This is a genomic window from Candidatus Hinthialibacter antarcticus, from assembly GCA_030765645.1.
Taxonomy (GTDB): Bacteria; Hinthialibacterota; Hinthialibacteria; order Hinthialibacterales; family Hinthialibacteraceae; genus Hinthialibacter; species Hinthialibacter antarcticus.
Genome location: JAVCCE010000027.1, coordinates 49,768 through 67,104 on the forward strand (window position 1 = coordinate 49,768; position 17,337 = coordinate 67,104).

At 54.7% G+C, this 17,337-nt stretch carries 14 protein-coding genes; 13 read left to right on the plus strand and 1 reads right to left on the minus strand.

The window, feature by feature from the left end:
* Nucleotide 1: 1 nt before the first annotated feature.
* Nucleotides 2-961: a GDP-mannose 4,6-dehydratase gene (locus P9L94_07470; protein ID MDP8243903.1), complete on the minus strand. Its 960-nt coding sequence runs from the start codon at nt 959-961 to the stop codon at nt 2-4.
* A 163-nt stretch (nt 962-1,124) separates the two neighbouring features.
* Between P9L94_07470 and P9L94_07475 the strand changes: the two genes are divergently transcribed.
* The 13 genes from P9L94_07475 to P9L94_07535 all read left to right on the plus strand — a co-directional run bounded on the left by P9L94_07475 (nt 1,125) and on the right by P9L94_07535 (nt 17,315).
* Complete coding sequence (locus tag P9L94_07475; protein MDP8243904.1) at nt 1,125-2,234, plus strand: glycosyltransferase; 1,110 nt, start codon at nt 1,125-1,127, stop codon at nt 2,232-2,234.
* Nucleotides 2,235-2,469: 235 nt separating this feature from the next.
* Nucleotides 2,470-3,687 carry a VCBS repeat-containing protein gene (locus P9L94_07480; protein ID MDP8243905.1) on the plus strand — a complete coding sequence of 406 codons (1,218 nt, stop codon included), beginning with the start codon at nt 2,470-2,472 and terminating at the stop codon, nt 3,685-3,687.
* A complete protein-coding gene (locus P9L94_07485) occupies nt 3,684-4,559 on the plus strand; it encodes an alpha/beta hydrolase (protein MDP8243906.1) in 876 nt (291 codons plus the stop codon). Before P9L94_07480 ends, P9L94_07485 begins: the two co-directional genes overlap by 4 nt.
* 292 nt (nt 4,560-4,851) lie before the next feature.
* A complete protein-coding gene (locus tag P9L94_07490) occupies nt 4,852-5,613 on the plus strand; it encodes a glycosyltransferase family 2 protein (GenBank protein MDP8243907.1) in 762 nt (253 codons plus the stop codon).
* 34 nt (nt 5,614-5,647) lie between these two features.
* The gene (locus P9L94_07495; GenBank protein ID MDP8243908.1) at nt 5,648-6,658 is read left to right on the plus strand and encodes an ABC transporter ATP-binding protein; all 1,011 of its coding nucleotides are present in this window, start codon (nt 5,648-5,650) and stop codon (nt 6,656-6,658) included.
* Nucleotides 6,659-6,739: 81 nt separating this feature from the next.
* Entirely contained in the window at nt 6,740-6,937 is a 198-nt protein-coding gene (gene rpmE, locus P9L94_07500) for a 50S ribosomal protein L31 (protein MDP8243909.1), read from the plus strand.
* Nucleotides 6,938-7,578: 641 nt separating this feature from the next.
* Complete coding sequence (locus tag P9L94_07505; protein ID MDP8243910.1) at nt 7,579-8,748, plus strand: hypothetical protein; 1,170 nt, start codon at nt 7,579-7,581, stop codon at nt 8,746-8,748.
* 27 nt (nt 8,749-8,775) lie between these two features.
* Nucleotides 8,776-9,543: a glucosamine-6-phosphate deaminase gene (locus P9L94_07510; protein MDP8243911.1), complete on the plus strand. Its 768-nt coding sequence runs from the start codon at nt 8,776-8,778 to the stop codon at nt 9,541-9,543.
* A gap of 168 nt (nt 9,544-9,711) precedes the next feature.
* Nucleotides 9,712-10,422: a type 1 glutamine amidotransferase gene (locus tag P9L94_07515; protein MDP8243912.1), complete on the plus strand. Its 711-nt coding sequence runs from the start codon at nt 9,712-9,714 to the stop codon at nt 10,420-10,422.
* A 309-nt stretch (nt 10,423-10,731) separates the two neighbouring features.
* Nucleotides 10,732-12,243 carry an efflux RND transporter periplasmic adaptor subunit gene (locus P9L94_07520; protein ID MDP8243913.1) on the plus strand — a complete coding sequence of 504 codons (1,512 nt, stop codon included), beginning with the start codon at nt 10,732-10,734 and terminating at the stop codon, nt 12,241-12,243.
* Nucleotides 12,244-12,250: 7 nt separating this feature from the next.
* The gene (locus tag P9L94_07525; protein MDP8243914.1) at nt 12,251-13,129 is read left to right on the plus strand and encodes an ABC transporter ATP-binding protein; all 879 of its coding nucleotides are present in this window, start codon (nt 12,251-12,253) and stop codon (nt 13,127-13,129) included.
* Nucleotides 13,130-13,165: 36 nt separating this feature from the next.
* Nucleotides 13,166-14,038, plus strand: coding sequence for an ABC transporter permease subunit (locus P9L94_07530; protein ID MDP8243915.1), 873 nt, complete (start codon nt 13,166-13,168; stop codon nt 14,036-14,038).
* A 28-nt stretch (nt 14,039-14,066) separates the two neighbouring features.
* The gene (locus P9L94_07535) at nt 14,067-17,315 is read left to right on the plus strand and encodes an efflux RND transporter permease subunit (protein ID MDP8243916.1); all 3,249 of its coding nucleotides are present in this window, start codon (nt 14,067-14,069) and stop codon (nt 17,313-17,315) included.
* Nucleotides 17,316-17,337: the final 22 nt, after the last annotated feature.

The window sequence follows — 17,337 nt, forward strand, 5'->3', positions numbered from 1 at the left end:
CCTAGGCGAATTCTTCGCCCGACAGGACTGCTTTTTCCCACGCGGCTTGTTGCGCCAATCCCTCATCCAAGCCGGTTTCAGGCTTGTAATCTAAGTGCTTGCGGGCTTGTTTGGTATCCGCCCAGGTATCGCGCACGTCGCCCAGGTTCTTTTCACGGTATTCGATGTTCGCTTTCACGCCCATCACTTTTTCGAGTTTTTGAATCACGCCCGCCAGCGAGATGCGCGTTCCTCCGCCCAGGTTAAAAATTTTCCCTTCAACCGGCAATTGCGCGGCGGCAATATTGGCGCTGATGATGTCTTGAACAAACGTGAAATCGCGGGTCTGTTGGCCGTCGCCCAAAACGATGATGGGGTCGTCGTTCAACATCGCTTTGATGAAAATGTTAAACGCCATATCCGGGCGCTGCCGGGGGCCGTACACCGTGAAATAGCGCAACGACACCACCGGGATGTTGTAGTTGTCATGGTACAACATGCAGAGATGCTCCGCCGTCAGTTTGGTGGCGCCATAGGGGGAGTAAGGGCGCGGCACAGCCGTCTCGCTGGTCGGCAATTGGTCGGTGTTGCCATACACGGACGACGACGACGAATACACCACACGGATGCGCCTCTCGGATTTTTTGATCGATTCAAGCAGGCATTGAGTGGCGAGGATATTGTTTTTGGTATACACGTCAAATTGCTGGCCCCAACTGCCGCGCACGCCTGGTTGTCCGGCGGTATGGAATACGCAGTCGCTCTGCGCCAATAGCGGGAGCAAGTTGGTGCTGAGAATGTCGCCTTCGATAAAGGTGAAGTTAGGATTTTCTCGAATGGCGGAAAGGTTGCGCTTTTTGCGGGCGGGGCTGTAATAATCGGTAAAACAATCCAGCCCGATGACTTCTTCGCCTTGCTGCAACAACCGTTCGCACAACTGGCTTCCAATAAAACCCGCACAACCTGTTACCAAGTAACTCATCGTTTTATAATTCTCGTTCGTAGCGTTAATGTTTTTTTGAGAAAGTAGATGCTTTCTCAACGCTGTACTTTACAATCAAGGTTGAAATCAGGAACCCCTTTCGAGGCCATTCCACGGCGCCTATAATGGCGCCGGAGAAACCGACCAGCATGAAAACGAACGCATGAAGATCGCGATCCTATCGCTTTGGGCGCAAAAACTATTTGACGCAAGCGAAACGGCGCAGTTTGGCGGGGCGGAGCTACAGCTGTATCTGCTCGCCAATTTTCTTACCAGTCAGTGCGGCGCCGAGGTGCGGTTTATCACGCGCGGCCAAGGCCCGTTTAAGCGTTTCACCACCGAAAGCGGCGTCGAAGTCTGGAAACTGCCCTATCGCAAGACCTCCGCCGCGCGTTCGACGTTGGGCCTGTGGGACATGTACAAAGCGTGTCTCGACATAGATGCAGATGTTTACATTCAGCGCGGCGGCGGCGTTGAAACCGGCGTGGTCGCGTTCGCCGCTAAACAAAAAGGCCGCGCCTTTGCCTTTATGTGTTCGTCGGTTTGGGACGCCGACCGCGTACACGAACGTGAACGGGGAAGGCTATACGGCTCGCTCTATATGTTTGGGCTGCGAAACGCCGCGACCGTCATCGCCCAGACGCTTGATCAACAAAACCTGCTCCAGGAAAATTATGGCCGCGACAGCCTGGTGTTGCGTTCCGCCCATGTTATCCCCGAGCGTCCGACGACGCCGACGGGCGCGGCCTTGTGGGTGGGCCGCTGCGATGAGTGCAAGCGACCCGGCCTTTTGCTTGATCTTGCCGAGGCATTGCCCGGTCATTCATTCACGATGGTATGTCCGCTGATTCACCCCAATAGCATTCGTCTGCAACTCTTTCAAGATATTCAGGAGCGCGCCAGCGCTATTGCCAATGTGACGTTCTATCCAGGCGTGTCGTTTGGCGAGACAGAGCATCTATTTGAACAACACCGCATTTCAATCAATACGTCTGATAACGAGGGGTATCCCAATACCTTTGTGCAGTCGTTCAAGTGGGGGCGTCCGGTTGTGTCGCTCAACGTCAATCCAGACGAACTCCTCACCGAGAAAAGCTTAGGCGGTTGCGCAAACGGCGACCCGGCGCAATTGGTCAAAATCACCAGCGACCTGCTCAACAATGAAGAGGAATGGCGCGCGCAAAGCGAAAACGCCCGCCGCTTCGCTGAAGAACAACACGACATCCAGCGCATTGGCCGACGGCTTTATGAGCACATCCAATCTTTTGTATAGCGCGAGTAAAAAGCCAATATCTTATTTAAGGTTCATCTGATAATTGAATACCTATCTTGATGAATAGCCATTATTTTGGTTACGAAAATGTATTCCGGTATATCAAAAATTGACAAACCAAATCAGGCAGAGTTGTACCCATGCCGTACGCAGCGAAAGACTAAGTATTTATGAGATGGTTCGAGAAATCTCAACTCAAATTCTAAAAAAGCACCCAGTGCGGGGACAAATAAGCATGATAAATCGCTTTTGCATTAATATATTGCCCCTTCTTTTTGCCGCAATGACTTTTTGCCCGGCGGTGATTGCAAACGAAAACGGCGCCTGGACGCGCCATACCGTCACGAGTGTCTCTCAGGGAGCAGACGGCGTCCGCTTGGTCGACGCCAATCACGACGGATTGCTCGATATCGTCACGCCTTGGGAAGAAGGCGGCAAGATCAGCGTTTCGCTCCATCCCGGCGTTGAACATGTCCATCAACCGTGGCGAACCAAGATCATCGCCGAGGTACCATCGCCCGAAGACGCCGTCTGGGCCGACCTCGACGGAGACGGGACTTATGAAGTCATCACCTGCGCCGAAGGAAAAGAGCGCTCGGTGTGGGTGCATTGGAACACCAGCGGCGGACCGCTGGGCGAATGGAAGTCAGAGCCGTTCCCGCAATTGCGCAACACCCAGCAATGGATGTATTGTCTCCCTGCGCAAGTGGATGGGCTTGACGGCGTTGATTTAGTAGTCGGTTCTAAGGGAAAAGACGGCTCAATCTGTTGGCTTCAGTCGCCCGCTGACCCAACCCGCCTCGAGGATTGGTCAGTGCATAAATTCTCAGACGCCGGCTGGATTATGTCGCTGATCGGGCAGACTAATCCGCAAGGGATTCTGAGCGATCTGTTCGTCACAGACCGGAAAAACGACCTCCGCAGCGCAAAACAGTTTCATTTCTCTGATGATAAAAGCATTCAGGCCAATTTGTTCGGTTCTATAGGTAAAGAGGTTATGTTTATGGACCTCGCCGACCTCGATCAAGATGATTCACTTGACGCCGTTGTCGCAACCTATGGCAACGAAATTGATATTCACAGGAAAATCAACAAGCAAGGCTGGAAATTTGCCGCCGAATCATGGACAATTAAAATGCCGCCCAATACAGGGACAGGCAAGAGCGTCGGCGTGGGCGATATCGACCTCGACGGCGATATGGATATCGCCTTTACCTGTGGAAATGCACAAGATAAACGCGGCGTGATGTGGCTGTCGTATCGAGAAAGCCCGAAAGAAACCGAATGGGTTGCGCATGACATCGGCGGGCTGGTCGGGACAAAATTCGACCGGCTGGAGATGCTCGATCTCGATCAAGACGGCGATCTTGACCTGTTGACCTGCGAAGAACGAGAAAATTTAGGTGTAATCTGGTATGAAAATCCAACGAACTCATATAGGGAGATAAAATGATTATTCGTCAAGTATTTTTGCTTGCGGTTATTTCGCTTAGTTTGATGAATTTCGCCTCGGCGCAAGAAACCATTGTCCTTTGGCCAGACGGGGCGCCCGGCGCCATTGGCAGCGAAGACGCTGATATCCCCACCCTGACCGTTCATCTGCCTGCGCAAGAGAAGAACACCGGCGCGGCGATTGTCGTCTGCCCCGGCGGCGGATACGGCCACCTGGCGATGGACCACGAGGGCGTACAAATCGCCGAATGGCTCAACAAAAACGGCATCGCGGCGTTTATTTTAAAATACCGCATCGCCCCGCGCTATAAACATCCGGCGCCGATTTCTGACGCCCAGCGCGCCCTTCGCATCGTACGCAGCCGCGCGGCGGAGTTCAAAATCAAGACAGACAAGATCGGCATCCTGGGTTTCTCAGCGGGAGGACACTTGGCTTCGACTGCGACCACTCACTTTGATTCGGGCAAGGCGGACGCCGACAACGCAATTGAACAAGCTAGCTGCCGCCCTGATTTTTCCGTGTTGGTGTATCCGGTAATTACCATGACAGACCCCTATACCCACAAAGGATCGCGTCGAAATTTGCTGGGCGAGAATCCATCGCCGGAGATGATTGAGTTTCTTTCCAATGAAAAGCAGATTACGGCTGAGACGCCGCCCGTGTTTATCTTTCAAACCAACGATGACACCTCTGTTCCGGCTGAGAACAGCGTCATGTTTTATCTGGGGCTGCGCAAACACAACATCCCCGCTGAGATGCACATCTATGAACCGGGTCGGCACGGCTTGGGCTTGGCGCAAAGCGAGCCAGCGTTATCAGACTGGCCAGACCGCTGTATCGAGTGGTTCAAGACGCGCAAAATCATCAAGTAGCCGGGGAGTGTCATTCAGTTCTTTCTTCCTTTGGGAGAACCTGCCTGCCGCAGGCAGGGACGGAGGATGAGGGCTTAAAATTTGCCTTGCGCAAAACGACATAAAAACCCTCACCCCAACCCTCTCCCGGTGGGAGAGGGAGCAGGACGAGAGTGTCATTACGAGGGAGCATCGCGATCGAAGTAATCTCACGCATCGAAAAGCGAGACCTGCCTACCGCAGGCCGGGGCTCAGCGATAGATACAGTCAAAATAACTGAATGCGGGCGCCTAGTGGAATTTCAAAATAAAACATGCAAAAACTGACCGCGCTGATCTTGTCCTATAACGAAGAAGCCAACCTGCCCGACTGCCTGCAAAGCGTCCAATGGGCGGACGAAATCTTCGTGGTCGATTCTTTTTCGACCGACCGCTCGGTTGAAATCGCCGAGTCGTTCGGCGCCCGGGTGGCGCAGCACGAATACCTCAACAACGCCGCCCAAAAAAATTGGGCGATCCCCCAATGTTCTCACGAATGGATCGTCATCGTCGAAGCCGACGAGCGCATGACCCCCGAACTGCGCCAGGAAATCGAACAGCTGTTCGAGCAGCCCATGCAGCACGACGCCTACTTTGTCTATCGCCGCAATTTCGTCTTCGGACGCGAAGTGCGCCACGGCGGCTGGGACCGCGACAAGGCGGCGCGGCTCATTCACCGCCACTGCCGCTACGGCGAGCGCCAACTCGCAGCGGAAGTGGTCCTCGACAAGCCCGCCGGATGGCTGCGCGGGCGCATGCCCCATTACCCCTACCGCGAGTTTGACCAGTTATACGCCAAGTTTCAGCGCTATACCTCTTGGGGCGCCATCGAACTCAACAAACAGGGCGTCCGCGCCAACTGGGTGAAGATTCTGCTGCATCCGCTTTGGGGGTTCTTTAAACAATATGTGCTGCGGCGCGGGTTTCTCGACGGCTACATAGGCTTGATTCTGGCCGGGCAAACCGCCAGCTACATATTCACTAAGTACGCTAAACTCTGGTACATTCAACAAATTGAAGAAAAAGTTGTAAGATAAACCTTCAACCAAATTTCATGATTGGCTTTTGAATATGAATGATGCAACCGAAATCTTACTCGACGTACAAAACCTAAAAACCCAATTCTTCACGGTTGACGGCGTAGGCCGCGCTGTTGACGGCGTGTCGTTTCAAGTGAAGCGCGGCGAGACGCTTGGACTCGTGGGCGAATCAGGCTGCGGAAAAAGCATCACCTCGCTGTCAATCCTTCGGCTGGTTCCAAACCCGCCGGGGCGCATCGTTGACGGTAAGATTCTCTTCAAAGACCAAGACCTGTTGCAATGTTCCGAAAAAGAGATGCGCAAAATTCGCGGCAACCAGATTTCCATGATTTTCCAGGAACCCATGACCGCGCTCAACCCGGTATTTACCGTTGGCGAGCAGATCGCAGAGGTCTACCGCATCCACCGCCGCATGGGGCGGCGCGACGCCTTCAACGCCGCCGTTGAAATGATGGAAAAGGTGCGCATCCCCGCAGCGCCGCAACGCGCCAAAGAATACCCCCACCAACTCTCGGGCGGGATGCGGCAGCGCATCATGATCGCGATGGCGTTGGCCTGCGACCCGGACTTACTCATCGCCGACGAACCCACCACTGCGCTCGACGTGACCGTGCAGGCGCAGATATTGGCGCTGATGGACGACCTCAAAGAGCGCATGAACGCCTCAATTATTCTCATCACCCACGATTTGGGCGTTATCGCCGAAGTCGCCGACCGGGTGGCGGTGATGTACGCCGGGCAAATTGTCGAAGAATCGCCTGCGGAGATGATCTTCTCCGACCCGCAACACCCCTACACCCAGGGGCTGCTGCGCTCGATTCCATCAATGACCGATGAAACCCAGGCGCGCCTCAATGTCATCAGCGGGACCGTGCCCAGCCCGTTTGCCTACCCGGACCATTGCCGCTTTGAGCCGCGTTGCGAGAAGCGCTTTGAACCGTGCGGTCAAGAAGTCTGCCCGGAGATCCAAACCGGAAACGGGCGCAGCGTACGCTGTTTTTTGCATGATGAAGAAAAAAAACGCCTGGTTGGCGCATCATAAAGAAATCGCTCTGCGGCGGTTGAACCCTGAGCGGGTTCCACTATAATTCTTCTCTGCGTAAATGAACTGGAGAAAAGAACCATGAAGCAAGATATTCACCCAAAATATTACTTGACCCAAGTGCACTGCGCTTGCGGCAACTCATTTGAAGTCGGCGGCGGCGTGGACGAACTTAAAGTCGAAATTTGCTCGGCCTGCCATCCGTTTTATACCGGTAAGCAAAAACACGCCACCAAAGGCGGGCGCATTGAGCGCTTTAAGAAGAAATACGGTATGTAATTCGTATTTCGTTTCGTATCGAACATCCCCCGGGACGGTCATTTGGCCGTCCCGTTTTTCGTTAACAACAAACATTGACCGCTTGTGTTATGTTTGGCGCCCTGCGGCGAAAACGACCGCACGTAATTCTGGTAACCGCTATAGACCCCAATGTCATTGACTTAAGGGGTGGCGAGCCAAGGCTGAATAAAATGAAGCCAGCCCTTGAAGTATTATTTGAATGTATCGCTTTATTTGGGTTCTTCCGTAAATTGGATACTTTTTTTATAAATTGAATTGAGATTTTGCTGCATGTGGCATGGGTACACCTCTGCTCGCTTCAGTGCGGGCTTTCAGGCCCTTATGCACAGGCGCTCCCAGAGTTGCACCCATGCCTATATTTGGTTTGTCAATTATTGATACGCCGGGATACGTTTTCGTAATCAAAATCATGACCATCCATCAATGCAAGTACTCACTTACCGGATGAACCTTTATTTGTGCTGTTTTGAAATCCCCTCTGGCGCTTTCAACGCCGTCCCCCCCTAAAAAGGGGGGCTTAAAGTCTAAAGTCAATGACATTGCTATAGACCCTCTCTTAATTCGCTACGGCGGGACGCGGCCTTTGTTCCGCCGCCGCCATTCACATACAATATCGGGTTATGTCTTTTACTCTCTCATTCAACCAAATCGTTTCGGTGTGCACGGCGCGGGGCGGCGCGTTTGATTTCGCGGCGCAGCTGCTGCGCGATGAACTGCTATTGCGGGCGGATCTCGAAATCAACATTGCCGAATTTGAGGCTGCCAATCGCCGCAGCCATTTCGATATTCTGCTGTGCGACGCCGAGTCGACGCCGATGGACATCCAAAACCTGCTCGACCCGCCGCCAAAAATTCTACCGTACCCCGATTACGCCGAACATTATCACGTCAGTTTGCTGACCGAGTATGATGCGCCCACGCTGGTGTTGATGGCGGGCGCGCCGCAGGGGCTGACCTACGCCATTGGCTACCTGTTGCAACAACTGCGGGTCTATGACGACCGCATCGAAATCCCCGCGTTGAACCACACCCGGCGTCCGTTGAATCCCATGCGGGGGGGGTTGTATAAAGATGCGGCGCTGCCTGACGGGGCGCTCCAACAGCAGGCGCTTTGGGGAGACAATTGCGTCGGCGCGACCTCATTCACGTCCGCGCAAATAACGGCGGCGGATGCGCGCAAGATGAAGCGGGCGCTGTGCGGCCCGGCGCAAAGCGCAACAATTGACGGCGCCGACATCGCCTGTTTACAGATCGGGGCGGAGGTCGCGCCGAGCGTAAAGGCGGCGGTTTCGGTTGCGGAGCAAATAGAAACCTGGCTGGATACATCATCGCTGAACGAATCGCAGTTGGATGAACTCTTGCTGGCGCCGATGGGCGCGGCGCGGGCGCTGGCGCATAACGCTGAAGACGCGGGCTTTGGCCTCTTGCAGCGTGAGATGCCGCTGACCATGCAAATGATCGGGCTGTGCCGCCTGGAAGGCTCGCCGCCCAGCGAGTTGGCGCGACGCCGCGCGGAGGCCGCGCCGCTGATCTACGCTGCGTTAGGCGTTTCGACGCGCGAGCCTGAATGGGCGCGTTTTGTCTGGTCGGCGCTTTCGTGGTCGCCCATCTGCGACCTCGGAGAGATTTTTGAATCGTATGGACGGTGCTATCTTGGCGCAGAGGCCGCCGTCGACGCGCGCCAGATTTTAGAACGCACTGAACCCGGCGACGAAACAAAAACGATGCTTGCGCAACTCGAAGCCAAAGTTCCCAAAGCAATGAAGGCGCTCGCCGCCCATCGGCTATAACCCAAGCGGCCCAACAAGGGGAAGAAAATGACGAACGCGATCCAACAAAAAAAATACGACCAATGCGATGTTCTTGTTTATGCAAACGCTGTCGCGCTTGGCGAAGCGGCCGCCAAATACACCGCGCAGCGCATCCAGTCCACCATCGACGCGCAAGGACAGGCGCGGGTGATTTTTGCGACCGGCGCCTCGCAGTTTGAATTTTTGCAGGCGCTGGTGAAACACTCCATCGCGTGGGACAAAGTCGACGCCTTTCATTTGGATGAATATCTCGGCATCGCTGACGATCACCCCGCCAGTTTTCGCTTATATTTAAAACAGCGGTTGTTTGATCTCGTCAAACCCCGCACCGTTAATCTGCTGAACGGGACGGCGGACGACCCTGAGGCGGAATGTGCGCGGTATTCCGAATTGTTATTGCAAGACGAAATTGACCTGGCTTGCATCGGTATCGGCGAAAATGGACACATTGCCTTTAATGATCCGCCGGTTGCCGATTTCCATGACCCGAAAATGGTGAAAGTGGTCGAGTTGGATGAAGCCTGCCGCCGACAACAGCATGGCGAAGGGTGGTTTCCAACGCTTAATGACGTGCCGACGCATGCGCTGACGCTGACGGTTACTGCGATTTTACGCAGCAAGGCGATCAGTTGCGTCGTGCCCGACGAGCGAAAAGCGCCCGCAGTCAAAGCCGCGCTAAGCGGCCCGGTTGAGACGGCGTGCCCGGCGTCGATTTTACGCAGCCATGCAAATGTGAATCTATGGCTGGATCAACCCGCATCGTCGTTGCTATAATGGGCAATATATTATAGATAAAGTTGCAAAAATTGTTTTCATTTCTTGAATTATTGAATGCACCCTGCCTGAATGGGATATGCACACCGTTGTTTGTTGCATATCTGTCTGGAAATTCTGTATCTCTGTCTGGTTCACCATTTACACTAATAGGCAAGGCGGCGGAATATGAAGCCGGTTTTATTTCTACAAAATATTACGCTTGAAGGGCCGGGAACCATTGGCTCTTTTTTCGACGAACGGAACATCTCTTACACGGTCCGCGACTTATACGCAGGCTCACAAGTTCCAGCCCAGCCGGGCGGTTATTGCGCCGTGATTGTGTTGGGCGGGCCGATGAATGCGGATGATGACGACAAGTATTCGTACTTGACGGACGAAAAGCGTTTCTTGTGCGCGTGCGTTGATCAAAGCGTCCCTGTTTTGGGCATTTGCTTGGGTGCGCAACTGTTGGCGCGGGCATTAGGCGCGCGAGTGTTTAAGAACAAGACCAGCGAAATCGGCTGGATGGATGTGAGGCTGACCGAAGCCGGGCAAGCAAGCCCGTTGATGAAAGGCTTAGGCTCGCCGTTGTCGGTGTTCCAATGGCATGGCGATACCTCTGAGGTTCCAGAAGGCGGCCAGCATCTGGCCGAATCCGCCGCGTGTATCAATCAGGCGTTCCGTTTTGGTCCAACCGCATACGGCTTGCAATTTCACTTGGAAGTCACGTGCAGCGAAGCCGCCAAGTGGGCGGAAGCGTACTTGCCGGATATCAACGCAGCAGACGAGCCTCAGGCACGGCGGTTAATCAACCAGCCTCAATATGACAAGGAAAAAGAGGTTGCGCAGAGCGCCGAAGCGCTGTTAAAAAATTTTTACGCGCTGTGTCAACAATAAAAAATGTGAAAAAGTTGAAAATAATTAAAAATAATTCCTCATTTGTTTCGTATGTACTAGAGAATCAATTTATTTGAGGACGGAGTTCTGGGTTCTAATTTTTACAGCCATATGTGAAAAGACGCGGCTGCTGCGGGTGTAAAGTGGTTGTCAGCCCAACGCACCTAATTTTGACAAACGCTCTAACAACCTGTTTGGTTTGTGCTTCTTATACTTAATGTATAAAACGGCCTGTGGTGGATGTCGTTATACAGAGGCCCTGCGGAACCGGTATTTGAAAACAACTACACAATTTGAACGGATGGAACCATGAAAACGAGTTTTCGAATCGTCGCACTTTTTTTGGTCGCGGTACTGTTTGCCAGTTGCGGATATTTCGGATTTGGCGGCAAGTCCGGCAGCGCGAAGGGCGGCGATAAAAAATCCGGCGCCACCGCCGGTAACTGGGAAAAAAAACCGGAAAAGCCCAAATTTAAAATCCCGGTCACGGTTGAAGTGATTGAACGCGACCGTATGTACGCCTACCTGCAAGCGGTGGGGACGGTGGTTCCAGTGAAAGAACTGGAAGTCAAAAGCGAAATGTCAGGCCGCATCTACTTCACCAAAAAATGGAAAGAAGGCGACGAAGTCAAAAAAAGCGACGTCATCGCTTCGATTGACGACCGTGGACTTCGGCTGAATATCAACGAAGCCGAGCTCAACCTTGAATTGGCGAAAAATTCGATCCCATCCGCCCGGGCGGAACTCGATCAAGCCAAAAAAGACGAACAGTTCAACCGCGCCATGTTAGAACGCGGCGCGATTTCAAAAGCGGAATATGAACAGGCTATCTTGGCCCGAATCCGCCAGGAAAACAGTTATGAGCAAACCGAGAAGAACATTGACGCCCGCCAGATGGCGTTGACCAAACTAGAGCAGGAACTCGAAAAAGTCGAAATTGCGGTTGTCTTCGACGGCGTGTTGTTGCCGCCGAGCCAAAGCGTTTCCAGCCAACAGAACAATGAAACCGACCTGACCCAGATGGAGGGCACCATCATCGGCTCGCAAGCGGTGGTTTGCCGTCTGGCCGATATCGACCAGGTGTATGTTGCCCTCGATATCCCCGCCAAGGATTTATTGATGGTACGGGTCGGTCAGGATGTCGAACTCGACGTGTATTCACGCATCGGGCGTCAATACACCGGTACGGTCGCCGATATTTCGACCACGCTGAATTCTAATACCCGAACTTACACCGTGAACGTGTTGGTCGATAACCCTGAGCATGAAATGCGCCCCGGCATGTTCGCCAAAGCGCGCATCGTCACCGAAGAGAAAAAAGACGCGCTCAGCATCCCGCGCGAATTGGTGTTGCTGCGCAATAACCGCGGCGTGGTGTTTGTCGCCGTCGAAAAACCGGCGGAAGAGATTGAAGACGCCACCGGAAGTTTTAAAGGCAAAAACGAAAAAGTAAAACCGGCGGCGCAAGAGAAAAAAGAAAACGGCGCCGGGGCCCAACTCGCGATGGCGGGCGCTTCTGACGCGGGGTTCAGCGCGGGGGCCGATGTTGAAGACGCGACCGACGACGAATTCGCCGATGAATATGGCGACGAGTTTGACGAAGAAGCCGAAGAAGAAGAGCCGGAAATCAACTGGATGGTCGAAGAGCGCGAGGTCTCGCTCGGCATCGAAAACCGCGAGCGCGTTGAAGTGGTCAACGGCCTGCGCGAAGGCGAACACCTCGTGGTGTTGGGGTATGAAACCCTGAGCGACAAAGTCGACGTTAACGTGGTCATTCGCGACATTGATACAGACGCAATTTTCGCAACCAAGGAAAACTAGACGAAATATGGACCTCGTTTGCGAAGGCTTGCGTAAGACTTATCCCGACGGAAAACAAGCGCTCAAAGGGATCGATCTTCATCTCGATGAAGGGCTGTTCGGGCTGTTAGGCCCCAACGGCGCGGGCAAGACCACCTTTATGGAGATTTTGACCCTTCTGTTGGAACCGACCGAAGGGCGCTACATCGTTGACGGTATCGACTCCCGGCGCGACCCAATGAAAGTGCGCGCCAAGTTGGGGTATCTGCCGCAGTTTTTCGGCGTGTTTCCTGAATTAACCGCGAAAGAGTTTTTAGAATATCTGGGCGCCTTGCGCGGCATGGCCCATCGCGACATCAAACGCGAAGTGGACAGCCTGCTTGCGCTGGTACGCCTGCAGGGCGTTCGCAACAAGCGGCTCAAGACCTACTCGGGCGGCATGTTGCGCCGGGTGGGCGTGGCGCAAGCGTTGTTGGGCGACCCCAAGTTGGTCATCGTCGATGAACCGACGGCGGGGCTTGATCCTGAAGAACGGGTGCACCTGCGCAATTTGTTGTTTGAATTTTGCGAAGGACGCATCGTTATTCTGTCAACGCACATCGTGAAAGACATCGAAGAAACCTGCAGCCAGATGGCGCTCTTACAAGACGGGCGCATTCGCTATCAGGGTTCGCCCTCGGCCTTCGTCACTGAAGCCCAGGGCCAGACCTGGGAATTTATCGGCGATGCAGGCGACATCGAAGCGCTGACTGGCAGGCCCGAACTGGTTTCGATTCGTGAATTAGAACAAGGGCTGTGTTTTCGGGTGGTTTCACAGGGCGCTCCCCGTGAGAACGCGCGGCTGGCGCCGCCCAATCTCGAAGACGCCTATGTTCGATTTTTAAATTTTGAAACGACGGCGGCCTAAGTTCACCGTCATTCAATCAGCAAGCAAGGAGCCGTTGTGTCTTCATCTCATAATGCGCCTACGATCAACTCCGACGCGCCGACTCCATCGGTATGGCAGCGCGTGATCGCTGCGCCCGGCGCCGTCTGGCGGGGCGTGAAAGCGACGCCCAGCGCAATTGTGTACGGGGCCCGGCTCGCCGTTTGGGGCGCGAAAACCGGCGCAGTGTTCAGCGTACGCGAAACCATTTATTGGCTGCGCTTGTTTCTGTATACGTCCAAGCGGTATCTGCGGGTTGAAACCTATCTCTCGTTGATCGGCGCCCTGGTCTTCTTCGGCTACATCATCTCAAATGATATGGCGCGTTCGCAGCTCGACTTGCTCAAGCATACCTATTTGTACTTCACCATCGTGATGGTTTGGCTGGCGTCTTCGCTATTGCCGCGCGAACGCGAAGAGCGCACGCTCGAAATTTTGTGGAGCCAACCCATGGGCCGCGGGCCGATGGTGACGCTGCAACTCATTACCCTGACCATTTGGATTACCGCGTTATGCGCGGGCGTGATCGCCTTCTTCAGCCAGTATTCGTCTTACCAGGAAGGCAAGTGGACGATATTGCTTTGCGTCTCGTCTACCGCGTTCGCCGTGGGCGCCGTGACGGTATTGATCTCAACGTTTACGCGCCATGTCATCGCGACGGCGTTGGTGGCGCTGCTTGTTTTCGGCGTCCATTATTATTGGCTGACCGAGTTGGGGCCGCTGTCGTTTTACCCGTTCCCGATTCATCCGCCGGGTTACGTCCCCCCGCGTTGGGGCGCGCCCAAAGAACCCAGTTTATGGCTCAATCGCACTGTGTTAATCGTCATGGTGGGGTTTGTACTTGACTATCTCTATCGTCGGCTGAAACGCACGGCGGAATGGGTGACCTGACGGCGCCCGCATGAAACGGAACGAAACTATGGATTCAACCTCTTCGAATCAGCCCACTCAAGAAACCGTCGCCTCGGGTCGGCGCGGGATGGGCGCCGCATCATTTGCGGTCGCGTATCCTGTGACCATCTCGATGTTTTTTATCGGCGTGGTGATGTTGGGTTGGATCTCGCTCAATAAACTGCCGACCAACTTGTTCCCCGATTTGCGCGCGCCGCGCATCACTGTCCGCGCCGAAGCGCCCGGCCTCGCGCCGCAAGAGGTGGAGCGCATCGTTATCGAATCAATGGAAGGCCGCGTCGGCACCATCAAGGGCGTCGAGCGGGTATCGAGCGTGGCCCGCGCCGACTCGGGCGCCATCATCATCGACTTCAATTGGCAGACCGATATGGACTTCGCCATGCTCGAAGTCAAAAAGAACGTGCAAGGCGCTAACATCGAAGAAATCGAATCTATCAGCACGCTGCGTTACGACCCCAACGCGCTGCCGATTTTAACGCTGGGCATTACCGGCGACCGCCCGTTAGAAGAAATCCGCTACCTGGCTGAGCGTACGGTCGGGCCTGCATTGGAGCGCATCTCCGGCGTCGCCCGCGCTGAAACCGTTGGCGGGCTGGTCCCTGAAATTCGCTGCAAACTGAATCCTGAATTATTGCACTTTTACGGCTTGACCATCGACAGCGTCGCTCAGGCGCTCGAAGAAGCCAACATCAGCGCAACCGGCGGGTACGTCGAAGAAGGCAACCAGCGTTTTATGATTCGCGCCATCGGCGAAATCAAAAAACTGTCTGAAGTGCAAAACGCCGTCATTGGTTACTCAGACGGAACGCCGATTTATATGACCGACCTCGGCGAGGCGGAATGGGGCTTTGAAGAGCCGGTCAACGCCGTCCACGTCGACGGCAAAGCGGGCGTCGGCGTCGCGCTCTATAAAGAAGCCGGAGCGAACACGGTTGAAGTCGTCAAACTGGTGCGCGAATATCTGCGCGAAAACGCTGGCCTCAAAGACGAACAGGCGAAAGTCGCCAGCGCGGGCTGGGGTGGAGGTCAAGACGACCGTGGACAAGGTCGCGGCGGCGCGAGTTCGTCATCCACGATTGTTCCAGAAGATTTAAAACTCGACATCGCCTATGACCAGTCGATGTTTATTACCCGTTCGATTGAAGAAGTCAAAAGCACCGCATTACAGGGCGTCGGCCTGGCGGCCTTAGTGTTGCTGATCTTTTTGCGGAATTTTCGCTCAACGATTATCGTCGCCCTGGCGATCCCGGTTTCGATTCTTGCTACCTTTAATTTGATGTACTTTATGAACCTGTCGCTCAATATTATGACGTTGGGCGGGTTGGCGTTGGGCGCGGGGATGTTGGTCGACAACGCCATTGTGGTTATTGAGAATATTTTCCGGCGGCGCCAGTTGGGCGACTCGCCGTATGAAGCGGCCATGACCGGCGCGGGCGAAGTTGCGTCTGCGATTGCGGCGGCGACGCTGACCACGGTGGTGGTGTTTGTGCCCATCGCCTACATGGGCGGCGTGACCGCGCAGTTGTTTAAAGAACAAGCGCTCACGGTCGTGTTTTCACTGCTGACTTCGTTGGTGGTGGCGTTGATGATGATCCCGGCGCTGTGTGCGCGCTTCTTGCGTACGGTGCCGAAAGCGCGTGAATTTCGGGAATCGATCTACACGCGCATTTTACGTTTTTCGCTGCGCAACCGGCTCGCGACCCTGCTCGTAATTATCTTGATTACGGCGGCGAGTTTTCCCGCGTTTCAATCCATCAAACAAGAATTCATTCCCCAGGCGGCTGAGTCGCAGTTCATGGTCAAACTCCGCTTGCCTGCCGGGTCCGAACTTGAAACCACCGAACACGCCGCTGGCAGCGTCGAAGGTTGGCTCAGTAAAGACCTGGGCGAAAATATCAAAACCATTTACACCCGCGTCGGCCCCAAGCCGGACGACACTGGCGCCATTGATGAGGAGCCGGAAGGGTCGCACACGGCGGAGATGATGATCTCCATGAAAGAGGGCGCGTTGGTTTCTGTGCCGAACGTGATTGAATATCTCGAACCGCGCATGAAAACCATTAACGGGCTGGATGCGAACTTTTTGCTTTCGCAAACCTCGCTTTCATCTTTGATTGGCGAGGATAAATCCGCCATCGTGATTGAAATTCGCGGGCGCAGTCTCGAGTCGCTGGCGGAATTCGCGCGCGAAGTCAAACGCCGCATCGACACGCTGCCCGAGGCCGCCAATGCGCGCACCACCATTCTCGACGGCAACCCGGAAGTCCACCTGCGTCCCGACCGCGTCTTGATGGCGGAAGTCGGCCTCGACCAACGACGCTTGGTGAGCCTGGTCCAGAGCCAGCTGCGCGGGCAGGTCGCGACCAGCATTCAAGACACCGAACAAACTAAAGATATCCGCGTCCAACTGGGCGACGGCGAATTAAACCTGGTGGAACTCAAAGAAACCATTATCCCCGTCGGCAACAACCGCGTGGTGACGCTGGGCAACCTGGTCGATATTACCATCGAACCCGGCCCGCGTGAAATTCTCCACCGCGACCAGGAACGCATCGCCCGCGTGTTGGCTGATTTGGGCGAAGGCTACAAACTCAGCGATTCGGTGTTGGCGGTGCAAGAGGCCGTATCGACCATCCCGCTGCCGCGCGGCTATTCGATCCGCTTCGGCGGCGAAGAAGAGCGTCGCCGCGAGTCGTTTGAGCGCTTGCAGTTCGCGCTCATCCTGGCGCTGGTTTTGGTCTACATGGTGATGGCGTCGCTGTTTGAGTCGCTCATGCACCCGTTCGTGATTATGTTCTCGCTGCCGCTTGCCGTGGTGGGCGTGATTTGGGCGTTTGTGCTGTCCGGTCAGACGCTCAACCTGATGGGTTACATCGGCATCATCATGTTGGCGGGCATTGTGGTGAACAACGCCATCGTTTTGATCGACTATATTAATTACCTGCGGCGCGAAGAAGACACCCCGATGACTGAAGCGATCGTTCAAGCGGGGGCGCGCCGGTTGCGGCCGATTTTGATGACCACCGCGACCACGGTGCTGGCGTTGTTGCCGCTCGCGCTCGGGTTTGGCGAAGGCGCCGAAATTCGCGCCCCGATGGCGGTCGCCGTCATTGGCGGGCTTTTGTCGTCAACGGTATTAACGCTTTTAGTGATCCCGACTATTTACAGCCTGTTTGAAGACGGCTTGGCATTTATTCTTAAATTGTTCTCAATTGTGGCCCCGAAACGACTGGCCGAAAAAGAACAACAAGCGTAAGAGCGCAACGCCGCTCGGTGGA